Source organism: Sphingobacterium siyangense (genome assembly GCF_007830445.1).
In the GTDB taxonomy this organism is placed as follows: domain Bacteria; phylum Bacteroidota; class Bacteroidia; order Sphingobacteriales; family Sphingobacteriaceae; genus Sphingobacterium; species Sphingobacterium siyangense.
Genome location: NZ_VLKR01000015.1, coordinates 92044 through 118123 on the forward strand (window position 1 = coordinate 92044; position 26080 = coordinate 118123).

The 26080-nt window shown below is 41.1% G+C and carries 20 protein-coding genes; 10 read left to right on the top strand and 10 right to left on the bottom strand.

Annotated elements, in window-relative coordinates; translation table 11 throughout:
* Positions 1–3 precede the first annotated feature (3 nt).
* The 4 genes from IQ31_RS14615 to IQ31_RS14630 all read right to left on the bottom strand — a co-directional run bounded on the left by IQ31_RS14615 (position 4) and on the right by IQ31_RS14630 (position 7226).
* On the bottom strand, positions 4–1158 hold the full coding sequence (locus IQ31_RS14615) for a glycan-binding surface protein (RefSeq protein ID WP_145328449.1): 1155 nt from the start codon (positions 1156–1158) through the stop codon (positions 4–6).
* A 23-nt stretch (positions 1159–1181) separates the two neighbouring features.
* The gene (locus IQ31_RS14620; RefSeq protein ID WP_208734270.1) at positions 1182–2954 is read right to left on the bottom strand and encodes a RagB/SusD family nutrient uptake outer membrane protein; all 1773 of its coding nucleotides are present in this window, start codon (positions 2952–2954) and stop codon (positions 1182–1184) included.
* A gap of 16 nt (positions 2955–2970) precedes the next feature.
* Positions 2971–6168, bottom strand: coding sequence for a SusC/RagA family TonB-linked outer membrane protein (locus tag IQ31_RS14625; protein ID WP_208734272.1), 3198 nt, complete (start codon positions 6166–6168; stop codon positions 2971–2973).
* A gap of 185 nt (positions 6169–6353) precedes the next feature.
* Positions 6354–7226, bottom strand: a complete 873-nt coding sequence (locus IQ31_RS14630) for a helix-turn-helix domain-containing protein (protein WP_112374614.1) — start codon at positions 7224–7226, stop codon at positions 6354–6356.
* 670 nt (positions 7227–7896) lie between these two features.
* Between IQ31_RS14630 and IQ31_RS14635 the strand changes: the two genes are divergently transcribed.
* From IQ31_RS14635 to IQ31_RS14655, 5 genes are all read left to right on the top strand, one after another.
* Positions 7897–8481, top strand: a complete 585-nt coding sequence (locus IQ31_RS14635; RefSeq protein WP_158638888.1) for an RNA polymerase sigma factor — start codon at positions 7897–7899, stop codon at positions 8479–8481.
* A gap of 89 nt (positions 8482–8570) precedes the next feature.
* Positions 8571–9686 (top strand): FecR family protein, encoded by a 1116-nt coding sequence (locus IQ31_RS14640; protein WP_145328451.1) that lies wholly within the window; start codon positions 8571–8573, stop codon positions 9684–9686.
* Positions 9687–9858: 172 nt separating this feature from the next.
* Positions 9859–13353, top strand: coding sequence for a SusC/RagA family TonB-linked outer membrane protein (locus tag IQ31_RS14645; protein WP_158638890.1), 3495 nt, complete (start codon positions 9859–9861; stop codon positions 13351–13353).
* Between the two features lie 112 nt (positions 13354–13465).
* Entirely contained in the window at positions 13466–14803 is a 1338-nt protein-coding gene (locus IQ31_RS14650; RefSeq protein ID WP_145328453.1) for a RagB/SusD family nutrient uptake outer membrane protein, read from the top strand.
* A gap of 35 nt (positions 14804–14838) precedes the next feature.
* Positions 14839–16071, top strand: coding sequence for a TlpA family protein disulfide reductase (locus tag IQ31_RS14655; RefSeq protein WP_208734274.1), 1233 nt, complete (start codon positions 14839–14841; stop codon positions 16069–16071).
* Positions 16072–16426: 355 nt separating this feature from the next.
* On the opposite strand, the gene IQ31_RS14660 is transcribed toward IQ31_RS14655, so the two are convergent.
* The gene (locus IQ31_RS14660; RefSeq protein WP_244294507.1) at positions 16427–18316 is read right to left on the bottom strand and encodes a TonB-dependent receptor domain-containing protein; all 1890 of its coding nucleotides are present in this window, start codon (positions 18314–18316) and stop codon (positions 16427–16429) included.
* A 4-nt stretch (positions 18317–18320) separates the two neighbouring features.
* Between IQ31_RS14660 and IQ31_RS14665 the strand changes: the two genes are divergently transcribed.
* From IQ31_RS14665 to IQ31_RS14675, 3 genes are all read left to right on the top strand, one after another.
* Positions 18321–19181: a hypothetical protein gene (locus tag IQ31_RS14665; RefSeq protein ID WP_208734280.1), complete on the top strand. Its 861-nt coding sequence runs from the start codon at positions 18321–18323 to the stop codon at positions 19179–19181.
* A gap of 396 nt (positions 19182–19577) precedes the next feature.
* Positions 19578–20138, top strand: coding sequence for a Crp/Fnr family transcriptional regulator (locus tag IQ31_RS14670; RefSeq protein ID WP_145328455.1), 561 nt, complete (start codon positions 19578–19580; stop codon positions 20136–20138).
* A gap of 67 nt (positions 20139–20205) precedes the next feature.
* Positions 20206–20595, top strand: a complete 390-nt coding sequence (locus tag IQ31_RS14675) for a RidA family protein (protein ID WP_145328456.1) — start codon at positions 20206–20208, stop codon at positions 20593–20595.
* A 392-nt stretch (positions 20596–20987) separates the two neighbouring features.
* Here IQ31_RS14675 and IQ31_RS14680 read toward each other — a convergent pair whose 3' ends face one another.
* From IQ31_RS14680 to IQ31_RS14700, 5 genes are all read right to left on the bottom strand, one after another.
* Complete coding sequence (locus tag IQ31_RS14680) at positions 20988–21203, bottom strand: hypothetical protein (RefSeq protein WP_145328457.1); 216 nt, start codon at positions 21201–21203, stop codon at positions 20988–20990.
* Entirely contained in the window at positions 21204–21608 is a 405-nt protein-coding gene (locus tag IQ31_RS14685) for a DUF5675 family protein (RefSeq protein ID WP_145328458.1), read from the bottom strand. It abuts the gene before it with no gap.
* 2 nt (positions 21609–21610) lie between these two features.
* Complete coding sequence (locus IQ31_RS14690) at positions 21611–22255, bottom strand: DUF6266 family protein (RefSeq protein ID WP_088161345.1); 645 nt, start codon at positions 22253–22255, stop codon at positions 21611–21613.
* Between the two features lie 491 nt (positions 22256–22746).
* On the bottom strand, positions 22747–23193 hold the full coding sequence (locus tag IQ31_RS14695; protein ID WP_145328460.1) for a helix-turn-helix transcriptional regulator: 447 nt from the start codon (positions 23191–23193) through the stop codon (positions 22747–22749).
* On the bottom strand, positions 23156–24220 hold the full coding sequence (locus IQ31_RS14700) for a hypothetical protein (RefSeq protein ID WP_145328462.1): 1065 nt from the start codon (positions 24218–24220) through the stop codon (positions 23156–23158). The genes IQ31_RS14695 and IQ31_RS14700 overlap by 38 nt, the downstream gene beginning before the upstream one ends.
* 317 nt (positions 24221–24537) lie before the next feature.
* Here IQ31_RS14700 and IQ31_RS14705 point away from each other — a divergent pair, with 317 nt between their 5' ends.
* Positions 24538–24939 carry a hypothetical protein gene (locus IQ31_RS14705; protein ID WP_145328464.1) on the top strand — a complete coding sequence of 134 codons (402 nt, stop codon included), beginning with the start codon at positions 24538–24540 and terminating at the stop codon, positions 24937–24939.
* A gap of 51 nt (positions 24940–24990) precedes the next feature.
* On the top strand, positions 24991–26001 hold the full coding sequence (locus IQ31_RS14710) for a helix-turn-helix domain-containing protein (RefSeq protein ID WP_145328466.1): 1011 nt from the start codon (positions 24991–24993) through the stop codon (positions 25999–26001).
* Positions 26002–26080: the final 79 nt, after the last annotated feature.

A 26080-nucleotide genomic window follows, 5' to 3' on the forward strand; every position in this document is an offset into this window, starting at 1 on the left:
CTCCTATTTTTTGACAATCCTGAAATTGCACACGCTGAAGTCGTCATTGACATCGACAGTAGGTTGGTAAGAGAAAACAAAGGTATTCCAACCCGTTTTCAGATAGGTCCCATTACCCTGGGAGGCATCTTTATAAAACTCTGTCAAATCAACGCGCATCGTCTTCCATTGGCCATACGTATTCAGGGCACCATTCTCGGCAGGATTGTAACGTGTCTCCTGTCTGTCGCCGCCCAATATAAAATTCCCCTGGCTAATCGAAGCCGTACTTTTGGTGTTGATCTCAAATTTGACATAGTAATCTTTGGGATTGGCCAATACCGCAGCTTCATTCAAATCAAAACCTGACCAGAAAATACCGTTCCAGGACCAAGCACCGAAAGATTGACGGATCCGCAAAAAGCGATCAAAGCCGGGCAAAATGGCCGGGTCACCGCTTGCTTTTCCATCGGTAACGTAGGCGGACAAAGATTCGATATCCAGCATGGAAATTCCTTTCTCTCTAAATTTTACTTGTCTCGGCACCTCAATCAGTGGGCTTGAAAACGATAGCGTTGCACCATCGGCCGTACTGGAAGGAAAAATAAAATAGACAGAGTCTGCGACACTGCGAAGAGGTTTGATTTCAGTGTTATTAAGTAAGAATTTTCCCTCCAATACATCCAATTTATAGAGATCCAAATATTTACCTACGAGAATGGCCGTATCTCCAGCAGCAACAAACTCATTGTATAGCCCTTCAATCACCAGATTGGGAATTTTTACTTCAAAAGGAAATTCCGTAATTCCTTTTGCCGTCTCCACAGTTACCTTATTATTTACCTCAGTCGGAACGATACGCGGTATAGGTAACGTAATACGGGATCTGACAGCATAGACCGTCGCTAGGTCTACCTCCACATCGTTTAATTTTATGGACTTAAGCTCAGCAAGATTATTACCCTGTAAGACGATCATATCTGTAAGCGCTGCACTGGTAATTGTCGCATTGAGATCTGCTGCTGTTGAGACTTTTTCGATAACAGGTGGGCCATCTGAGCTCAACTGATCGTCATAGCCGTCGTTATAGTTAACAATATCCTTCTGGCAGGAGATCATTCCTAGGGAAAGGTAACCTGACAATATGGTAAATAATATGGATTGATTTAATAATTTCATGGTTATTCAAATTTAGGTTTACGTTAGTTCCAACCGGGATTATTTGAAGTGATTGTGGTATTGACGCCCACTTCAGAATTGGGGATTGGGTAAAGCAAATGCTTTTCAGTGCGTATTTTCACAACCCCCACCTCATCGGTTCCACCAATTTTATTCATCACATCAAGGTAAATCCCCCAACGGATCAAATCCCATCGGCGGTCGCCTTCCAGTGCAAATTCCATTGCCCTCTCCTCTAGCACTGCAGAGCGGAATCCGCTTTGATTATCGATATTTCCATCTCCAGTGAGTCTACGGGGCGTCGCATTGCTTCTTTCGCGTACCTGATTGAGCTTTGCCAAGGCCAATGTACGTGCTGCGGTACTGTTGTCTGCCTCATTGGCAGCCTCTGCATAGATGAGTAACACATCCGCAAATCGAAGGAAATACCATGGTGCATCTGTACGTTCCAGCTTATTGTTGCTCACATCACTATATTTTGTGAGATAAGCCAAAAAGGCCGGTGATTTTTCACTTCGGTATTGTGCGCCGTCATTAAACGGTGCTACCGGCGGCACCCAATTACCCTTATCATCGGTATAGCCTTTTGCTTTGTTCGTATACTCTTCGTTATTCGGGTAATACGATCCGCCACCCCAGCTGGAATCATCTCCTTGTCTGATCCAGCGGTGAATCACCCCTTTTACCACGCGCAAATCTTTACTTTCAAACAATTTATACCAGTGATCGCGCATGCCCCACCATAGCCCGGTCTGTATGTTACCTTGATCATTGAAGGTTCCATTATAACCTTGTGAAAAAGTGACGCCATATTTTTCATCAGCAGACATAGACTGTAAAGTCCATATATGTTCGGTTTTATTTTTATTGGCGCGCGACCAGAGGTTATCATAGCTCAGCAAACTATAATTGCCATACTCCCCATTAATGACCTGCAGCGCCTTGTCACGTGCTTTACCAAAATACTCTTTTGCATTAATTCCTTCATAACCGGCAACTACCTTTTTAGAAACCACAAAAGATACAGGATTGGTGTACACCTTTTCACTGCCATTCATGCTGTAAGGCTGCCCTCCTCTTACGGTAACGTTGCCTGATGCCAAAGATCCTGAAGCCATGGTGACATAAACTTTTGCCAATAAGGACGCGGCCGCTCCTGCTGAAGCTCGTCCTTCCTGAAATTTGCTATCCGTGTTTTTATAGAGCAATCCTTCGGCCTTGGTAAGCAATTCGATGATATGCTCATACACCTTACTGATCGGCTGGCGTGGCTGATTGAGATCGGCACCGGAGTTGACGGAAGCATTACGGATGGGCACTTCGCCAAAGGCACGTACCAAAAGAAAGTAAGAATAAGCCTTTAGAAAATAGAGCTCACCGATCCCGTTGTTTTTGGCTGCTTCCGAAGCTTTGGTCATGGGTTCGATATTTTCTAGCGCTAAGTTTGCCCGATGAATAATGGCATAAGGCTTTTCCCACATAGCAGAAGTATATTCATTGTTCTGAAAATTTCCTGCACCCAAAGTTCCAAATGACCAATCCGGTCCAGTCATGTAATCACAGTCAAATTCCAGTGCTGGTGGAAAAAGGTTCCAGCGAAACATATCGTCAAGCAGTTTGCTATAAGTTCCTACAACCCATTGGTTGACCCCTTCATCCGAATCCGGGATATCTTGCGGATCTACAAAATCAAACTTTTTTTCTTCGAGCATTTTCTCACATGAACTTAATCCCGCAAGACTGATCGATGCCAATAAGGCATATTTTATATATTGTTTGTAATTTTTAGTTGTCATGATCATCATAATTAGGTTAAAAATCGGCTTTAATTCCCAGTGAGAAAGTTCTGCTGCTTGGGTAAGAATAAATATCCACCCCTTTTCGCGAAGCGTCACCACCAAATGCATTTACATCCGGGTCGAACCAGCTATAGTCTGTGATAGTCAAAAGATTGGTCGCACTTGCATAGAGATAAAGCGAATTAAGCCCTTTAAACGGTGTCTTAAATGTATAACCCAGATTGACGTTCTTTAGCCGAACATAAGAGCCATTCTCAACATAACGATCCGAAGTTAACATGGTACGGTTGTACGTGGAGACCGCTTTAGGCCATAAAGCGTTTTCCTTGTTTTCTTCCGTCCAGCGCGTGTTATAAATATCCTGTGTGATATTACCCAAATTGGCCATTTTCATATCGATCAGGTTGCCATTGAAAATATCGTTACCGATAGATCCCTGCCAGAAGAAACCGAGCGTAAAATCCTTATATTTAAAATTATTGGTCAGACCAAAAACGAAATCTGGATTTGTATTTCCGATTATTGTACGGTCACTAGCTGTAATTTGACCATCACCATTCAAGTCGCGGTATTTAATTTCGCCCAGTTTGGACCGCACAACGGCATTGCTGGCGTTAGCATAGGTCTGATCTGCACGAACTTCGGCTTCATTATCGTAGAAGCCATCTTCGATATAACCGAACATAGAACCTATCGGCATGCCATTTCGCTGGATAAAGATATTATCGGCATTGTACCATAACCGTTCGGCAAAGCGATCTGCTGCAAGGCCACCGATTGCATTCCGATTGAATGAGATATTAGCATCGATATTCCATTTAAAGGCATCGCGGTCGACAGCAACGAATTTACCTGTTAACTCAAGCCCCTTATTGGTGACATATCCCGAATTGACCCACTGTGTTCTCATTCCGTTGCTTGAAGCAATATTTACATTCTGCAACAGGTCGTTGGTCTTTTTATAATATGCATCGATGGTAAATTGGATACGGTTATTTAGAAAAGCCATGTCCAATCCGAGGTTATACTGGTCTGTGGTCTCCCATTTGAGATTTTTATTTAATGCACCGCGCCAGTCTACCTCCGCAAAACCACTGCTAAGCGCTCCGCCCAAAGGATAGTTGGCTACGGCCAGATAAGCTCTTGTCTGATACGCATTGACGCCCTGATTACCCGTACGCCCATAACTTGCACGCAATTTTAGATCATTGAAAACACCAAGATTTTTCACGAATTGCTCCTCAGAGATTCTCCAGGCCAGTGCTCCGGAGAGAAAATTGGCAAATTTCTGTCCTTCGGTCAATCGGCTCGAACCGTCACGGCGAAAAGATGCTGTAGCGATGTACTTACCTTTGTATGAATAATTTGCCCTAGCTAACACGGAAGCCAGTTGCGTCCGCCCACGGCTACTCACCAAAGGGCCTGGATTTAAGCCCGCAGCCATATCAAACTCGCCTGTAATATCATTCGGAAAATTGGTAGCTGTCATGGATTTGGCCGAGTAATTTGCCTGCTCATAGGTAAAACCTGCTACCGCATTTAGGCTATGAACTTGCTGAAAAGTTTTATCAAAAGTTAGCAAGGATTCACTCGTTAGACTCTGGTACCAATTGTCACTCTGTCCGGCACTTCCATTTTTTGGCGTTCTTCCCTCCTGCGTATTGCGGTTATAATACGTATTTCGGTTATTATTGGAGTACGAAAATCCCAAGTTCTGGCGGAAGGTTAAGAATGGTAATAGCTTGACACTTGCGTACGACGAACTGAAAACATTGTTAGCCCGCAGCTGATCCTTCGCTGTATTGACATAAACGCCCGGGTTGGAAGCCAACCAGTTCAGCTGATCCGACTCTATGGTACTCATGTCAGGGCCATAAGTCACAGGAAATATCAATGCCGAACGAATAATCCCGTAATCGTATGCATTTGATTTCGCAAAATTCGTGAGTCCATTTGTATAGTTGATATTGGCACCCAGTTCAAGCCAAGTCCTCACTTTTCGACCGATATTAGTACGTAGGGCAACGCGTTGGTAATCTGAGTTTTTTATAGTTCCACCCTGATTCAGAAAATTTCCTGAAAACATGTGCCAACCTTTTTCACTGCCACCTGATACACTAAGATTATATTCTTGGGAAAATCCATTTTGATAAATTTCATCCTGCCAGTCAGCCCCTTGCACCAATGTCTGATTACCATACTGATCGGTACGCAGCCCCTGATTTAAAAAATCTTCCGGTGAGGGCTGATATTTTCCCGATGTCGTTACCGGCTGGCCGTTTATTGTCGGATAGGACCAGGTGCCCGGATAAGGTAATAGCTGATAATCCACTCCTTCATAATTTTTACTATTGACAGCCTGTTCGTTAATATAAGATGCATAATCGAAAGGTCCGAGCATTTTGACTTTCCGTCCAAGTGTGGCCATTCCAAAATTAGCATTTAGCTCAACCTTTTCGTTTCCATTTTCACCTCGCTTTGTTGTAATCAATACCACCCCATTTGCGCCCCTTGAGCCATAGATAGCTGTAGCGGAAGCGTCTTTTAACACTTCGATCGATTCAATATCATTGGGATTGATCGATGCAAGCGCATTAGCGGTTTGGTTATTATTTTCATTGGCACTGCTCGCTGGTGTAGAAGCCATGTCAAAGGGAATTCCATCAACAATATAGAGGGGCTGTGAATTTGTTGAGAAGGAGTTCGTTCCCCGTATGGTAATAGAAACACCTGCGCCAGGAGCGCCATCATTCTGGTTGACTGTAACGCCTGCCATACGTCCCTGTAGCGCCTGATTGATACTGGGAGCGGGATTTCCCGCCAAAATATCAGCAGCCTTCACTTGGCTTACGGCTCCGGATAGATCTCTTTTTTTCACTTTGCCGTAACCTACGACGACGACCTCGTCCAAGACATCCGATTTCGGATTTAGAAAAACTTTGATTGACTCCCGAGTGGTGACTTTTAAAGTACGAGTCTCCATACCTAGAAACGATACATAGAGATTATCCCCTACACTGACCTCAAGTTGGTAATTTCCCTTCTCGTCTGTCAGCGCAGTTTTTCCTGCGCCACTGCGCACTGTCGCACCGGCTATTGGTAAATTGGTTTGTTGATTAATTACCTGTCCCGATAGCTGCAGTTTCTGGGCAAAAGTAAGCATCGGAGTAAGGCCAGCAACCATACAGGCATAAAAGATTTTCTTGATCATTTTTGAGTTCCCTTAAAATTGGTTATTTAAATTGCTTTAACTTATTCCAAAACTAAGGAGAATGCATATTCAAGGATAATACTTTTTTATCTTCTTCTTATGCTATTTCAACCAACAATGGCTTTCATGACTTTTTAAAGTGAGGTATGGCCTATATTTTTTTAACAGCATGTATGGCCTGCTGTTCACAAATAGAATTTTGAATTTCGGTATTTATTCCGGAAGTCCGTTGGAGTTGCTCCCTTTTTCTTCATAAAGATCCGATTAAAATTGGACAGATTGTTAAACCCCGACAATAATGCGATTTCGGCAATACTGTGTGTTGTATCGACAAGCATGCGGCTGGCGTGTCCCAAGCGAATATCATTTAGGGTATCGACAAAAGTTCTGCCCGTACGTTGTTTAAGAAATCGACTTAAAGACACATCCGTCATCCCAATCAGATCTGCCGCTTCACCGAGAGACACTTCTTTCTGATAATTTTTAGAAAGGTAACGCAATACTTTTTCGACACGACGACTATCGTGTTTTCCGGTACTACTATGGAAAGAACGGCTGCAGAGTTCCCTCATATTTTCATCCTGCGACAACTTAAATAGGATATCATACAAACCAACGACAGAATAGAAACCGTCTTTTTCATGGGAGAGCTTTTTTATGGCTTCCTGTACAACCAAAATTGTTTGCATACTGAACGTCACGCCGTACACCGCTTTTTCGAACAATTGTTTAATCGAACGAAATTGATTTTTATTGAGCAGTGTTTCACCAAATAAATCTGGCTGGAACTGTATGGTGATCTCCGAAATATTGGTAGACTGACATTTGTGATCAAACCACCCGTGCTCCAGATTCGCATTTGCGATCAGTGTTAATTCAAGTTCATCGATTTCCTCTATACTGTCCCCTACGATGCGTTGTGCGCCAGCAGCATTTTCAATGAAGTTGAGTTCAAATTCTGAATGTACATGAATTGGAAAATCAAAACGTGACTTCTTTCTGGCAAATACCATGAAACAATCTTTATCGGATAGCGGTGTGACTTCTCTTAATATCATAGACGGAATTGAAAGGCGAATTGGACTTAAATAATAAATGTCCAAATGTCGTTTATTTTTTTGAATTTAAAAATAAATAAAATTATGGCGTTATATTCAAGAGGTACCAACTAATTTATTCATGGTAAATCAACTTCGAAGCTGCCCTTCATCTTTGCTTAGATGCATTCGAACAAAACCAACATAGAAATTCATCGCTTCAGCAAGAGTTTCATAATTTGGATTCTCTGCGTATAGAACTCTTCCGTTAGCCAAAATTATTGGCTATTATAGCTACTTTTATTTCATTTGTCTGCATGTTAAAATTAGTTTAAATGTAACAAGACAAAGTTCCACATCTACGAGCGGTCAGTTGTAGTTGAATCGTGGATATTTCTAACCAAATTGAGGGTAGATTTCAATATGGATAATTCACAAAAATAGATGCTAGCTAAAAACATAATAAATTTGTTTTAAAAGGTCGGTAATTAGATGGTTCAAGTTCCATTTTATAAATGATCAACAAGAGAACAAAACACAAGCGAATAATTTAATCGATGATCCAGTACAATCTAAATTCAGTTTGAAACGGAACAAAACACACTAGCAATGAGCTTCATGCATACTTTCGAAAACCTTTCAAACAAAATGTTTACGAACAAAGCCCTTCAATATTTAAAACTTTCGTATATTGCCGCACCTAATATCTACAACCGTGTACAACAAACTGAGTGATATAGAACTTATTGACCTACTCAATCAGTACGATCATAATGCTTATACAGAAATCTATGAACGATATTGGTCCGTTTTATATGTGCATGCCTTTCGTATATTACAACATGAAGATGAAGCATTGGATTCCATCCAGAATGTTTTTGAGAATTTATGGAATAAGGCTGGAAGTCTCGTCGTGCAATCTTCATTAAAAGCTTATTTATTTACCTCTGTGAGAAACTCTTCCTTAAATGCTATTGAAAAAAGCAAGACACGAAGTATGTATATAGATTCTTTAAATGAATTTGTGGATATTTACCGTTCGTCAACAGAGGAGGAACTATATTTTAAAGAGCTATTAAAAAAATTCGAATCTGAAATCGAAAATTTACCCCCAAAAATGCGTGAGATCTTCTTAAAGAGTAGAAATGAAGGATTGTCTTACAAAAAAATAGCAAAAGAGCTGAATATAACTGAGAATACGGTAAAAACGGTTCTTCACAGAGCAGTTTTACAGTTAAAAAAGAAGCTAAACACACTAATAACATTCCTTTTCTAAAATTTTTTGTTTTTTTTTTTAAAATCAACGTATACTTTCACTCTTTCCGCCTGTCTTTATATTATAGAGTTTAGACTATAAAGAAATATATGGACAACAATAAAGCTGAAAAGCTTCTTGAAAGATATAATAAAGGTAAATGTACCATAGAGGAAAAAAAATTAGTTGAAGACTGGTACCTCCATATGCTGAATAAAAATGAGCATATCACAGCATCGTCTGAATTGTATAAAGTAAAAGCCAAATTGGACAGCCGTCTCTTTTACCAAAGAAAATCTAGGGTGTTCTACCGCTATGCTGCCGCTATTCTTGCATTTGCAACATTCACTGGCATACTTTACTATTCACGTGATCTGCCTCAGAAAGCACCAAACCAGAAGATTGATAATAAAGAAATTGCTGCCGGAGGGAATAAAGCTATCCTCATACTCGCAGATGGAAAACAATTTGATCTAGGCTCGTCAAAAATAGGTACTATCACACAACTGAGTGGAATAAAAGTCGACTGCGATACTGTTGGGCAGATAACTTTCAATGTTCAAGATAGATCCCTTAAATCTTTCTCTGAAAAGATGAACAGCATTGTAACTCCAAAGGGAGGCCAATATAAAATCATCCTTGAAGATGGCACCAATATTTGGTTGAACGCGCAGTCTATGCTAAAATTTCCTGAAAGATTTGCTAAGGATAACCGCTCGGTCGAACTAGTTGGAGAAGCCTATTTTGAAGTTGCGAAAAATAGAAATAAACCTTTCATTGTTAGGACTAAAGAACAGAATGTAAAAGTACTGGGAACCCATTTTAATATCAGCTCATACGCTGATGAGCGTATAGCCCGTACGACGCTTATTGAAGGCAGCGTCTCAGTAAGCGACAATATCTCACATCGATCTGTTGTATTAAAACCTGGAGAGCAGATCCTGATCAGTGGAAATACAATAGCAGTCAAAAAAGTAGACACTCAGGTCGATGTGGCCTGGAAAGAAGGAGACTTTATTTTCAAGAATGAAAATATTGAGAGTATTATGCGAAAGGTCTCCCGATGGTACCAAGTAGATGTGGATTTCATAAGCAAGAAGGAAGATATCACCTTCAGCGGTATGATATCCAAATCAAACAATCTGTCAGCTATACTGACAATGCTGGAATCAACAGGACAGATCAAATTTAAATTAACAGGAAGGAGGATATCTATTATAATGTAAACAAATTGATAAACTACTTGAGAAAAGAAATCTGGAATGCGCTAACATCCCAGATCAAAAAACTTTGGATCAAGTAGTTAAATAGAAGCTCGAACTCAATTCAAATCACTAACCCAAATTAATCAAATATATGATTTTTAAATTTATTCCCGTTGAAAGACGGAGATTCTTTATGCGAGTAAATTTATCACTTGTTTGCCTTGTCGCCATGGGGGGGCTCCAGGCATATTCCAAAACCTTTGCGCAGATTTCAATTCAGCGCCAGAACATTACACTGCCACAATTATTTCAGGAAATTCGCAAACAGAGTGGCTACGACTTTTTTTACAAGGAAAGCTTATTGTCGGATAAAGATCCTGTAAATATTCAAATGCAGAATGCCTCTATTGAGAAAATCCTAGATTATTCGCTAAATGGAAAGTCCCTCACTTACGATATCAAAAACAGAATAGTTGTTATTAAACAATTAGAAAATAAGCAGCGAAATATTGTTGGAAGGGTTATCACCGAAGATAGATCGCCTCTATCTGGAGCCAGCATTAAAGTAAAGGGCCAGCCAAGAGTATTTTTTACAGACGAGAATGGTCATTTCTCTATATCCGCATCGAATAAAGTAACAGAACTTATAATTTCATATATCGGCTATAAGGACTGTATTGTCAGGCCCGGTGATGAATTTATGGAGATTAAGATGGCCAAATTGGATAATCAGTTGGCCGAAGTGAATGTAATTTCGACTGGTTACCAGAAGATCAAGAAAGAACAGCTTACGGGTGCTGCCTCCACATTAAGCGAAAAGGACTACCAACAGCGGGTAGCCGTAACCGGTAACTTTCTAGAAAATCTAGAAGGAAAAGTCCCAGGACTAGTCTACAATAGTATTTCTGGAGAAATTTCCATTCGTGGTGTCAGTACTTTTGACGCAGTAAAAAAACCACTTATCGTGTTGGATGGTTTTCCTACTGAAATCGACATAAACTCCATAAACCCAACTGATATCATATCAGTGAGCGTGTTAAGGGATGCAGCCGCCGCTTCAATTTACGGTGTCCAGGCATCAAACGGTGTTATTGTTATAGAAACCAGAAGGGGAAAATCCGGTAAACCAACGTTCACTTTTAGAAACACTTTTGCTTTTGATTCAAAGCCCGATTTCGATTATATGCGCTATCTCGATACAAAGGAATTCGTAGACTTACAGCGTGATATGGTCAGTACAGGCGGTGACGACAGATATTTTTACTCAGATTATAACCCAATTGACCAAGTTACAAGTATACTATTCGATCTTAAAGATGGCCTTATAGATAACAAGCTTGCAGAAGAGAAAATTGGCGCTATAGCTTCTTACAACAATCTTGCGGAGTATAAACGGTTATTTTATAGACGTAGACTTGTCAATAACATCAATTTTGATATCAGCGGAGGTACGGAAAAAAGCACATATCTAATTGGTGTCAACCATATCGGAGAAAGAGCTCAGAAAGTAGGTACAGATAATAAAAAAACCATTTTAAATGTTGCCAACACTTACAAGTTCAACAAGAATATTTCATTTGATTTTAAAGGAATTTATTCAAATAACAGAATAAAAAATGGTACTACACCAGATTATAGTGACCTCCTCCCCTTTGAGAGGATTGTCGACGAAAATGGTAATGCACTCCCGGCTACTTTTGGTGAATTCAGAGAAAAATTTTATGTAATAAATAAAGATTATAACGAGAGAGCCCAATCCCTAGGTTTGTATGACCAGCTTTATTACCCATTCGGAGAATTGTCCGCTACGACTCAAAAGACATCACTCAATTCTTTCAGGGCACAAGGCCGCCTTAATGCCAAAATTACTGAGTGGCTAAATATCGATCTTGGCGGCGCTATTGAAAATGAACAGGGTGTGAACGACCTGCTTAAAACAGAGGATTCTTATAGAGTAAGGTATCTGGTAAATACTAAGGCAAAAAAAGATCCAGCAAATGGAACCCCTTTATTCACTGACCTGCCTCAAGGAAATTTTCTGACAAAAGAAACACTTAAAAATACAGCTTACACCCTACGTGCTCAGGCAAATCTCAATTACGAAACAAAAGATAAAAAACATAGTATTTCGGGAATCATTGGTATTGAACAAAGGCAAGTAAAAGCTGAATCATTTAAAACAACATTCTTTGGTTACGATGACCAGTCTCTTATCAATAAACCTGTCAATCTTCAGGTGCTTAATTCAAGGATAAAACCAGCCTTCAAAGAAGTCGGAGACTACGGATCAAGTTTTAATAGCAATGACTATTTTGGAGAAAAATATAGCGACAGAAGGTTCCGTTCATTTTATGGACAAGGAACTTATATGTTCAAGCATAAATATATCGCTACTGGAAGTATCCGTATAGACCAGTCTAATCTGTTCGGAGTAGACGATAAGTATAAAAACAAACCGCTTTGGTCATTAGGAATGAATTGGCTTATGGGCGAAGAGGAATTTATTAAATCTGTTTCCTGGATCAATTCATTACAGATTCGGGCCGCCTCCGGCTTTAACGGCAATGTTCCAAGTAGCTTTAACGGACCTTTCCTGATCCTAACATCCGGACTTAATAATAGGTTTAACACTTCAGAGGTCTTTTATGATGTACTATCACCTGAAAACCAATCCATCCGCTGGGAAACAACAACTAACTACAATCTGGGGTTAGATTATGTATTATTAAAAAATAGAATATCAGGTTCTGTAGACCTTTATTATAAAAGAACAAAAGATGTATTTGGTACGATGTCCGCAGATCCAACATTAGGATTTAACCAATATAGTGCTAATACGGCTTCTATTGAGAATAAAGGTCTTGAAATATTACTGACTAGCGTAAATATTGATAAGAGCATCTTCAAATGGCGAACAAGTGCAACTGCATCCTTCAATAAAAATAGGGTTATTGAAGTACAGGCAAAAGATAAAACATCATCCCTAGATATCATATCAGGCACAGACCTACAGAAAGATTATCCAATGAATGCACTATTCAGTTATAGATACGCTGGACTGAATAATTTAGGACACCCTGGAGTTTACGATAGAAACGGTAATGTGTTAGTTTTAAATACATACGACGATGCCGTCATTGATGTCGATTTTGATGATCTGGTCTACAGTGGCACAACAAATCCCAAGTATGTGATCGGTCTCAATAACCAGTTTTCTGTAGGTTCTTTCGATTTGTCTTTTCTTTTTATGTATTACGGTGGCCATGTTATGAGAGTCCAACAGCCCAATCCTGATGAACTACAGAGCGGAAATGCAATAAAAGGCTCTTCAAACTACTGGAAAAAGCCAGGAGACGAGCTTGTAACTGCAATACCGGGACTCCCTGAGTATGGAACTCCTGAGGACTTTATGTATTCCGCGCGGTATGGGTATACATACGGAGACAGATATGTACGTAAAGCAGACTACATTCGGCTGAGAGATATCATCTTAACCTACAATTTGAAAAATGACTTCCTGCAAAAGGTCGGTCTATCCAATACTCAATTTAGGTTTCAGGTTCAGAATCCATTCAAATATACATTTAGTGGAAATGATATAGACCCCGAATCAATTGATAGACGGACAGGAATAAGGACTCTGCCACAAACTTCATTTTATAGTTTGACATTTTCCACTACATTCTAGCTTTTGTTCGGAAAACAAAAAAGATAAATATCGAAAAATATGACTTTAAATTGGCTAATAAGTTCCATAAAACAGCCAAACCCATCTTCCTGATGGAATAATACATTATAAAATGATGAAAAAAATACTATTGAAATTTTTGATTTTATTAACACTACTAAGTATTCTATCCTGTGGAGACTTTCTGGAAGTAAAGCCCAAAGGTGTAGTCCTGCCGGAAAAATTGACTGACTTTGAAAGCATGTTAAATTCCTTCACAATGACCCAGTCTTTTCCTTCTGCCCTACTTTATTGTACAGATGATTATTATGGCACTTATAGCGCCAAAGATAAAAGTGTCAACGCCAACCTATATTTCTGGCGGGAGGAAAAAGATATTAATGACCAGGTGAGCCCGGTTATCTGGGGGCAATTGTACAGGATCATCTACGATGCAAACGTTATCATCAACAATGTAATGTCTGCTACCGGCAGCAATGATCAAAAGAAAAAAGAAGTGCTGGGAGAGGCTTTATTAGCTCGTGCAGATGCCTATTTTACACTCCTAACAGTGTATGCAAAGAGCTATAATATAAATACTAAAAATACGGACCTAGGACTACCATGGGTAACAACGACAAATGTAACTGATAAAGTCCCCCCAAGAGCATTAATCCAGGATAATATAGACAGTATTGTCAATAACACCCTGCGTGCAATTGACTGTTTGCCATTAAATAATGTAAATCGCTACAGAGCAACAAAAGGTGCCGCAAAAGGATTTCTTTCAAGAGTCTATCTATATATTGCCGACTATACTAATGCCGAAAAATATGCCCTGGAAACTATGGCCGTAGCCCATAAACTAACGGATTATAATACAATTACGTCAAGTGATGACCTACCTATTGCCGATCTTGATCCTGAAATTTTATGGCAGCGTGGAAGTGAAGATAGAAATGTCCCGGTATTTATGTTGTATTCTGATGAGCTAAAAACATATTTTGATGAAAATGATCTAAGATACAGCATTTTGACGATCAGTAACAACAAAGGAATCAATCGAGGGGGAGCATATGGGGAAGCAAATTTTGGAATAACTTTTCCGGAAGTTTATTTGACCCTTGCTGAACTGGCGGCTCGTTCTAACCGTACCGCTGCTGCTATGGAATATCTAAATATAATCCGGAAAGTTAGAATAAAGGCTTCTGCTTATCAGCCCGCTACTTCACTGAATAAAGATGATGCTTTAAAATTGGTATTGGCAGAAAGGAGACGGGAATTAGCTTTTGGAGCCACACGCTGGATGGATATGAAAAGACTGGATAGAGATGGCCTGATGAAAGACGTCAAACGTATTAACAGGGAAAATTCTGAACTTCAGGAGACATTAACGCCACAAAGTAATCGTTACACTTTTCAGATACCAACTCGGGTGAGAAAATTCAATCCCAACATGCAAGTCAATTAAATGAACATAAAAAAATTAAACAAGATTTTTATCACATGAAAAATATAACACTATTCCTATTTTTATTCTTGAGCATTTCCGCTTTTGCTCAGTCATCTAAGCCAGTCCTTGTTGACGATTTGGTCCCAGAAAAATATAAGATTTCAAATAACTACTTTCCAATTATAAAAGGTAGCTATCTATACAGTATATATGCATTGTCAACAAGTGATTTTATCAGTAAGGCAAGATCGCTACAAAAAGATATCAACGATACTTTTACTAATGAAACGGATACAGGTGCCAAAGCTTTAAAAACAAAAGATGTAAATTATTTCATCAAGGAGGTCGCAGACACTTACCGCAGAGGATATGGAGAAGATTCTGTTTCTTTGGAAGAATACTATAGACTTATTGGAGCAAAAGCAGATAAAAAGCAGCTGGATTCGGCCTATCAAAAAGCATATCCAAAGAAAATGAGCGAAAGTGACAAATTGCTATTGCAAAATTTCATCGCTGAAACTGAAGAAAATGTCAATGATGAGGACATGTTTAAAAGGTCTGCCAGCTACAGGGAATGGTTAGAAAGTAGAATCATCAAATTAAAGCGAACTAAATATAACGAAGAATCCCCCTTAGGGTATGACGGCGAATACATCGTCCAACTGAATGTCATCAATAGAGAAATTACCAACCCATTTATGAGGGAATATCTTAATTTTGACTATACCTGTTCTATTTTAAAAATGGTAAAAAATATTGAAGCGAGAGAACAGGCCTACTCTAATTTTATGAAGGTGGTTGTAAGCCCCTATTATAAAGATGAAGTATCAAAGGTATACGCTAATTTTAGAAAAACAGCTGATAATAAACCATCTCCGGAGTTCAATTTTAAAGATGTAAACAATAAAAGCGTATCCCTTAAAGATTTACGGGGCAAATATGTATACATAGATATCTGGGCAACCTGGTGTGCCCCTTGTAAAGCTGAGATTCCTTATTTGCAGAAGATAGAAAAGTTATATCACAATAAAAAAATATCCTTCGTAAGTATTTCTGTTGACAGAATGAAAGATTATGAAAAATGGTCAACTTATGTAAAATCCAACAACTTAGGGGGAACACAACTTATCGCTGATAAAGACTTTAATTCAGATTTTATAAAAGATTATAACATCAGTGCAATCCCTAGATTTATTTTAATAGCCCCTAATGGAACAATCGTATCTGGAAACGCAAAAAGGCCATCAGACCCGGAACTAAAAAAGCAATTAGATAAAATACTTTAAAATAAAAAGATTAACCTCTTGTGTACGATTAAAAAGTAAACAAGAGGTTCTCTTATGACCACTAATCCTTGAAAATAATGTATATTTCGAGTACTCTTTCCAATATTTATCCATATCGAAATTACGCTCTGGATATACTTGAACAAGCTGACAGATCGTACTCCCGAGGGAAGAGATGTCATACACTTGACGATTAAACCAAATTCTTCAGAGCAATAGCTTCAATCCAATGGAAATATTGCGTCCCGGAAGGGGGGCAAGATATTTGAGTATGGAATTTTGCGGACGTGCTTCTACATTCAATAGATTATTGCCTGAAATAAAATAGACAAACTCATATCTCTTTATATTTACCTTATAACCTAATTGTCCTGTTAACAAAGAATAAGCTGGTATCATAGGTATAGGCTCCCTCTAGCTCCCAGCCCTGAATTTCGGTATCTGAAGCACGCCATTCCTTGACCAAAAAACCTCCAGAACGAGAAATGCCTGTATGGGCCAAATAGAGGTAATCTTTAAAAAAACTGCGGTAATGTGTCGCCGACCATTTGAATCCACCATATTTTAGCCCTGCAGATAACTCATAAGAATTTGAGCTTTCCTTGTTCAGTCGATCATCTCCATTTTCTTCTACCAGGATGGCAAAATGATCATTTCCGGCATAAAGTTCATTGACCCCTGGTGCGCGTTCTGCGTGTGAAAATGTAGCTTGTACATAGGCCATGTCAAAAATTGAATACTTGATATCTCCCGAAAAATGGTTTAAGCTAAAATCTCTGGCTGAAAGATCACCTCCGGCCATCCCCCTGCTGCGCTGATAAGTGGGATCGCTCAATGTACGCCGCGCAACCCAGTCATGCCGATAGCCTAAATGAGCGGTAATTGGATTAAGTTCTATTGTCTGCAAGGTAAAGATACCTCCTTCCCGACTCAGATTATTGGGGATATAACGCCGATCGCCTTCTCCCCTTAAGGCCACAAATGAAAAATCAACCCCACTCGTCCCAGACCAAAAAGGATTAAACTGCTGCGTTATCTCCGATCGAAGCGCATGACGCTCACTATCGAACTTATTGACACGGTACCTACCCAGGAGCTCCCGGTCGTCTGATACTTCTCCGCGGTAGTTAAATTTAACCGCCGAGATCAACTCTGTTTTTGGCTTAAAAGCAGATTCTACCTGCCAGGCATATGAATAGGTACGCGTATTGATCGGTTCATATATCGGGGTCCAAACTGTCGTGTGACTATGGACAGGCTTGTTGCGCTGCGCAAAACCGGGAATACCATAATAGCTTTCAAGCGCGTAAAGCCCCAGACCTAGCTGAAAGTTGTCTCTGATATAGCTGGCACCTGCATTGACAGCATTTCTCTCGGCATGGCTATTGGGCATCACGCCAGGCTTGACCGGTGCGTAATCTGTAATCCCATGAACGACTTCAGTGTAAAGTGGCGTGTTGGGATCCTGCCCAGCGACATATTTGTCATTTTGAGGGTTTAGGACCTTTGATCCATTGATAAATGAATAATTTTCAAAGGTATACAGATCGGCCTCCGATAAGTCCCACTTTGGATCGCCCATATGCTCGATCACGAACTGGCTCAAATAGGGATATAGCGTCAGATTTCGAATCGTCTCCCGATCGACATTTACCTGTGCCATTGCGGCGGTCAAATGATCGATCTTTGGATCATAAGCAATGGCTGCTTTTGTATTGCCCGGGATCTTGAGATTTCCGTGCCTGAGCCTCATTGCGCCAATATGTCCCACCCAGTACTGTCCAATGTTTGCATTGAAAGCCATCGATTGGCTGTTGCCATTATTCGTTCCTAACTCCGCACTGGCCTGACCTGTAATCTGCTTGGGCAGCCGATTCATGGGAATGGTGTTGTCTTTCACATTGACCGCTCCACCAATGGCCTTTCCTCCGAATAATACAGTCGCAGCACCCTTGTACAATTCTATTTCGCGTAGGTTGTCCATATCGAAATTGGGGTTTATGTTTGGACTGATTCCCGACAAATCATTGATCGAAAGCCCATTGGATAGCACACTTACCCTGCTACCACTTAGACTCCGTATCATCGGCATACCAGAATTGGGGCCAAAAGAAGCATTTTGTATCCCAGGGATATGGCTCAATGTTTCACCAAGCGTTTGTGCCTGTATACGATCGAGCTGCTTTCGATCCAGCCTCGTCTTTTGCCTTACGTTCAGCTTTGACTTTTCCCAGATTGCAGACATCAATTTGGGCAACGGGATTAAACTCAGTGATAAATTGAACCAGGCCATCAAATTTGATAAAGAGAAACAAAGCATACTGATTAACAGCTCCCTACTCTATCCAAACGGAGCTCAATCGAGCAGCGCACGGATTCCCGATGATTATAAAGTCACTGTCATAGCCAAAGAATCTCAGGACAAAGTTGTAGGGAAAGAAAGTTTTTCGCTCAAGATAACGGCTGGATCTATTGCCATCAAAGGTTTAAAAAATGGCAACGAGTTGCCTTATTCATATGTACTTTATGGCGACCAATCTACTGATTTTGAAATCGATCCGCTGGGCCTGCCAACTGCTGGCGCGAGCTTTCAGTTGGTTAAAAAGGATGGACAAGAAAACATTGCTTCAATAACAGGTACGCATATCAAATTAGCAAAGGATGTGGGAGATCCGGAAAAAAAAGCTGAAAAATCTTTCGAGTTGACTCCCGAGCTTATAAAAGATGGCTTTCCTGTCGCCGCCACGACTTTCAGGGTCATTCTGATTCCACAAATTAAATTTTTGTTTGGGCAATATTATCCCGATCTAAACTTGACCATAGACTTTAGTCTAATCCATATCGGACTCTCAAATGGTTATGTCTCTGCAGCGCCAACACTGTATCCTGAAAAATATAAATCTGCTTTTGAACTGGTTTCCATACAAAAAGATGGACTCGCATTTACAAATAGCGAAAAGCTGTTTAGTGTAAATGCCGAAACAGGCGTTGTTTCCGTGAAAAAGAGCGACAGTTTAAAAGCTGGCAGCTACAAGATAACCATAAAGGCCTTGACAACGACAGGGCTAGAATTTACGGCTAGTCTCACTTTAGCCATGTCTGAAGGATAATCGTACTATCCTGGTTTCATCCCAAAGCCATACGCATGATAAAAGCGCACTGCAGGAGTGCGCTTTTATCATTCATGCCATCACGTATCACTTTCGATCCCTATTGTTCCAAAATCAACCCTTTTTCACACCGAAATTTTTGATTGACACAACAAACATAAATCACTTTAAATCAACAACAAATACACAAAACATATTAGACCGACAGCTGACCGAAAGGCATCGGAAAACTGACCGATTACAGACCTGATTTGATTTCACCTGAAGTTTTTTTTGACCACAAAATTGCCTACATTTGACTGCTAAATAATAGCAAATACAGCAGCAATTAACTCGGGATTTTTTAGCATTCCATTAGCTGGATCGATAAAAAGACCCGGTTAAACTTCATTGATTATGGATCATAACATCAGCCTTGAAAACGATATTTTTCGACATATTCCGCTAGAGCAGCACATAGCGATTCAACAATACTTCAAATACAAAACCTACAGAAAAGCCGCTTTTATTATTCAACCGAATGATCTGGTAAAAAATCTGTATTGGATACAATCCGGATTGGTCAAACTCTCCTACGAAGATGAAAATTGCAGGGAGCATATCTTATCATTTGCCTTCGAAGATTGGTGGGAAACGGATTTTTCGGCATTTTATCACCAAACCCGGTCAAAACTTTATTTACAATGCTTAGAGCCTACAGCCTTATATGCTTTATCTTATGCGGACTACCAGCGTATCGTTCAGCAGTATAGTCTGTCGAACTACTTTTTACAAAAATCAATCAATGGGCATATCGCCAATCAGCATAGAATCCTGTCCTTGTTGACAGACAGCCCAAAATCCCGTTATGAACTTTTTATAAGCTCTTATCCTGCTTTGGTACAGCGCATCTCCAAAACGGTTCTTGCGCAGTATTTGGGTGTATCAAGAGAAACGCTCAGCCGAATTTACAAATAGTGATTTCAGTCACAGGTTTATTTCTAGGTATCTCTCGAACTTTGTAGGCATTAAAAAAACAATGACTATGCAAAAGAGAACAATCAATCCCTGGAAGTGGCAAGAGCAACGAAATTATGTGCAAGCGGTAGAGGTAAAAGATGTAAGTGGAACATTATATGTTTCAGGACAAACCGCAATTGACGAAAACGGCATCTCAAGTGACGCTGATATGCGTACGCAGCTATCGCTCGCCATCGCCAATGTGGAGCGTGTCATTTTAGAAGCAGGATATGAAATTCGCCATATCGTACGCTTGAACATCTATACGACATCTTCTGCTGAATTATTCCAAAATTTTGATCTATTTCAAGCATGGGCTCAAAAGAACCAGCTACAGCAAGTCTCCACTGTGATGGAAGTAAAACATCTTTTCGAAACACTTCTGGTTGAACTAGAGGTTACAGCGGTCAAATAAAATCATTCACTTGATTACCTACAATTGGCTATTGATTACGGCCAAATACCTGCCTTCGATCGTATTTTCATCGGGACCTGATGGGATTATCCCGATGAAATCCCGATGCCAAGCCGATGAGATCTACTGGAAACGCAGGAGATGATCAGCAGAATGACCGAAGCAGTTCGGGATTTGACTAAAAAACGTCTCCCCGTTAAGGGAGACGTCTTCAATAAGCTGGCTAAGGTTTCCTATGACCTGCCTTTTTATTCATACGCCCTAAGAGCCTGCTCGTCGCAAAGCTAACAGCCGTGCCCAGCGCAGCTGTCAACACCGTTTGCAGCAAATCGCCCAGGGAGATACTGGCCCAGATGGAACAGATCGTTCCCCCGAGGGCAGAAATGCGGATATCATTGATTTTCATCAGCATCACTCCTTTCCTTGGGCAACATCGGCAGGTCGGAATTATTTTCAGGTGGAGGCTTTTCCTCTTCCATAACTGTTTCCAATATACCCAGTCCCACAGCGATATATTTCAAAATGTTACCCGCCTTTCCGGGCCATTTAACGGGAGCCGCAAGAACCACCTGCAGCACCTTTCCTATTTTGTTTAAGATTTTTTTCATTTAGCGAATATTCAAATACACTTCTGCATCCTGATCCCAAAGACTGTACACCAGTGCTTTAAGTTTTGCCAAGGCCTTGCCGCTGTAATCTCCTCTCCCTTCACCCGTTAGTACCGTTACCGGGGCAATGCAGCCCTGCAGCTCTTTCAAAGCATTGTTGGCGGCATGGATCAGAATTGCTTCACGTCCCAGTACATTGGGGATACCGATCTGTTCGCCATGCTTGGGGTAACGCCGTTTCTCCAGCTTGTACCGACCTACTGGAATACAGCTTATCCGCGGAATGTTATTTCTGTCGGGCAGCTCGATGGTATGACAGATTTCTTCACCCTGATACGTAATGGTACCGTTGGTTCCCTGTGCTCCATATTTGCGTTGGAGCAGCAGAGTGTGTTGAATAGCCATATTTAGCTAATGGATAGTTTGCCCAGATAGAAACTCGGAGAGGTCTTGACACCATCCTCATGACCGGTAAATACCCAACCTTCCAGCGTGTCACCCGAGTAGCTGGCAGGTAGCTTGAAACTCAGGCTTGCTTCTTCGCGAGTCGCCGATTCTAGGATACTGAAGAAATTCTTGTTGCTGTTGTACATCAACAGAATAACCGAATCACCAGCGAAAGCGTTAAACTTATTGAGCTCCGCCTCCCATGTCAACGTGATCTCCTGCGGAAAAGCTTCTGACCATTCGGCACCCATCAGATTGGCCAATGAGCCCTTGGATATAAGCACCTTCCCATAATCTATTTCCCATGCTGGATAAGTGCCTTTGATGCCCCCATAGTTCATGAGATATTGCAGCGCCTTGTTGTATCCTGTTGCTTTACCCTGCAATTTATCCGAATAGCCCAGGTTGAGTAAATCCTTGATGGGCGAAAGAAAAGCTACCGCCGTTGCGAATTTTGTACGCTGTGCGACCTGTCCTTCACTCGCTTTTTTGTTTGTAATCTTGGAGAGCGAGCGGACATAATCCACACCTCTCCAACTGCTTCCTATTACACTTCCCACTTTCCCAGAGTAGGCCCCGTGTATACCTTTTAAGAATCTTGCCATGTTTATACATGTTTGATTAATAAATAATTACGACTGTCATGAGCAGTCTTTGTTTTGCTAGCGAGAGCTAAATTAAGGCGACTTTTTTTTTGTAGGCGAACAAGTACAGGGAATGATATTATACGGCAGGCAGTGCTGTCATTGCCTGTCAACTTTAACAAATAGGCAGATGCTCGGCTGTCCTTTGGGTAGTTATGGAATTGCCTTCGGGAGGTATTCGGCACAGATTGCAGACAGCTTCGACACAGCCTCGGCTGCTGTTCGGGTATTGTTCGGGTGCTGCTCGGCTGGGAGTCGAAGCCAAGTCGAAGAGTTGCCGAAGCTCGCCCGAAGGAGCGTCGAACATGTCCCCTAGCTGTATCGGAGCAGAGCCGAAGGACAGCCACAAAGTTCCCGAACCGCTGCCGAACCATACCGACGTGAAAGACCTTGTGTTTGCCGGCTCTCTGAAAATTAAAAAGGAGCCGAAAAGGCCCCTCTTTGACAACTCGCTATATCCGCCCCTTCCGCCTGCTTTCTTCCAGTTGCTGGTGTAAATCCGACAGGTAATAATAGTGCCGCTTGCCCAGCTTCCTCGGCCTGAGCTTTCCTTCACGGACCAGCCGGTAATACTTCGATTCTGAAATACCCAATTTATCGAGCACATGAGCGATATCGAGCATATGATCCAGTTCGTCGGCTGTATCCAATGTTTCAGCCGGAATCTTATTCATTTCTTCCGTTATATGCTTCAATATCGCTTGCAGTAAGGAGATTATGACCTCCAAAAGGTCACATATGCGATTCATTAAATTTAACATAACCATGCAATTAGACATGCTGGTCGCCGAAACAAGCCCCTTTGCACAATGGGCATTGTGCAGGGGCTCCATCACCACAGCGTTAAACAATACATCCATTTTAAGCCAGATTAAATTCCTCTTCCAATTTGTTTTCATCTAGCGTATCTATTATTCCCCAAAAATTATTGATGTTGTTGCGTAGTTCACGCGAGGGCGTAACCAGAATTTTGAGTTTTTCCTCCGGCAACAATCTATGTAGTTTCTGTTTTATTTCAGTGTTGAGCTCCAACATGGTGGGCCGATTTACGGGCACGCGAAAAAAGAGCATATTAACATACACTTTTGCCCGTATTTTGACCAACCAGGGATTTTCCCGCAGCACTTTGGTCGTTACGTCTATCCGACAAAACTTGCCATCATGCAGATAGACATCTGCCGTACGTTGTTCTTTATAGATGATCACCGCGTTTAGGCATTTTATCGTTTTACCGCCTATCTGTTCTTCACCCTCCCATTTGCGCAAGAGATATACCATCAGTGCCAGCCGATCCCGATTGCGTTGCCATAGGCTGAGCAGCACAGCCTGTGATTCCGCTTTTGTCAAAGAAGAGAGATCCATCGTTGCTGTCTGGGCGTTATTCCAGGAGAGTTGCCGTGTGCTCTTTTCCAGCAGGTCAGTCGTATTGTCACGGACAGCTAGATTTTCGAGCATTCCGGATCCGACTCCTACCAGAAGTGGTGATGGACGTTTGTCGAGCCGAGTTTTAGACTCCGGTAGATGAACCGTCAGCAGGCCAAGGGATTGCCAATCCAGCAATACCCATTTCGGAAAACGGTACACAAAAAGTATATATGCGATCACTATCGGAAAGAAAAACAAAAAATCGGTTGTCAGATACCATCTCGAAAGCACGATTAATCCCGGCCTATCCGGTAGCAATACTTCGAGTACAACTCCATGAAGAGCCAGTACAACGCAAATTGAGCACAGCAGATAAATCATAAAATTAAGCTTACCGTTCCTACCAAACCGTTTCCGAAGGACCAGAACTGTATGCATATAGCTGATCAGCAAGGCGTAGACCAGCAGCAGCAAAACCGTACCTATCCATACAGCCCTAAAGCGTTTGTTATGGACACGTTCAACCACTTTACTACCAGCAGAACCCAGATTTATGATCAAAGCAATGATAAAGCAAAAGAAAATGTAAAGCGGATAATAGAATATTCGGCCCCATCGGACACTCACAATTTTTAATAAATACGAAAACAACCTTTTATTTTTATTTAATTTACCCGACGGCATACTGGTTACAAATTAGTTAGGCGATTGGCTTAAAAAAATACTTATCTCAAATTTACAAAATTTCTTTTAAATAACACTTATTTTCCCCCTGAAACATTCCGTCAAAATTTACGGAAAGCTGTCATATCTGTTCCAAACACTTGCTTTCCGTGGTTTTAGCCGATTTATTTGTGGTTTTACGAAATAACAAAAATATGAAAAGAACATTTGACCAAGCGGGTGTTAACGACCTGCAACAGTTTGTATTGGCCACACTCCATGCCGATCGTCTTGCGATGATCAACTTTGTCATGAGTGACCTCGCCAGCTTTATGCTGACCTATTTTGATCTGCGCCCCAGCCAGATCCAATATCTGAACAATATGTCTACGGCACTCAAAACCGAGCTTAGCATTGGGATTGCCGACAGCTGGAACAACGCACTGGCCGTTGACTTCCAAAAAAACAGCAGTTCAGTCGATGAAGAAGAAGATACGCCAAAGGATATCATCCTTTCACGATACAATTCATCCAGTGAACGACCTGTTGCGAACAGTTTGTTGCCGACAGGTTATTTTTCTATCCGCATTGTTTACCGGAATGCGACAGGAAGCTGATCCACGTTTCTCCGAAACAAACGTGGAGTATTCCCCAAAATCAACAGCCACATGCAAACCGCATCATTCAAGTTGGTAGAAGCAGAAATGGATTTTGTGAGTAAGAGTACGCTCACAAAATCCTTTCATCAACGGTTACCCGGTAGCCGAACCCGACTGCTTTGCAATCAACAAATTAGCATCTTTGAGGAGTATCTGGAGACAGGAAAACTGGAGAGCTATTGCTATCAGCTTGAGGTGAGCAGTGCAACAACAATTCACTTTGACATACGCAGCCCGCAGACACACCTGCTCTACCATCTCGCCGGGCGTACGCCGATCCATTACAGCCAGCCGCAGGTTAATGCCGAATTTATTTTCCGCCCCCAACATGGCGCATTTTTTTATGCCCCTGAGACGATAATTGCGCTAAAATTTGAACCTGGAAAGTATCATATTCAAGGATTTACTCTCCCACTAGACCTACTGCAAATCGGTGGTGTGCCTGGCTTTGCGTATCTAGCCAGCCTGATTGCTGCACACAAAGGCAAACTCGCACAGTACCGTGTCAGTCTTGACTTTGCAGCTATGGAGCAAACACGACGGATATTCTCCGAACTTACGGAAGAGCTCAATAAAAAGCCCCTGATCCCTAAAAGCATTATCCTTCATACGATTCAGGATCTGCTCCTTTTGAGCAAAAATAAGCTATTGAAAGCCGCAGGGCTGCTGAGCCACCAGGATCTTTTGGTCGAACAGGCAAGGGAACTGATCAGTAAGCGCATTGCTGAAACCGAGGAAATGACATGGATAAAAGATATCGCTGACAGCCTGCATATACAAGAAGATCAGCTCAATAGATACCATATGCAACGCTATGGAGAAACCCTGCTGCAATACCGTAATCGGGAATTGTTAAAAAAGGCAAAACACTTACTTTGTCAGGATTTACGCGTACATCTTGTGTCAGACTTATGTGGCTTTGGCCAAATTTCAAGTTTCAGCCGGTTTTTCAAAAGTGAGAGCGGACTGTCTCCAAAAAAGTTCCAATATCAAATGCGCCCTCCAAAAGACTCCAGCTAGCAAGTAGATTTACGGATTTTGTCAAATCATCGTACGGATTCTGTCAAATTTTGGGAGAGAGGCCTATCTATCTTTGAAT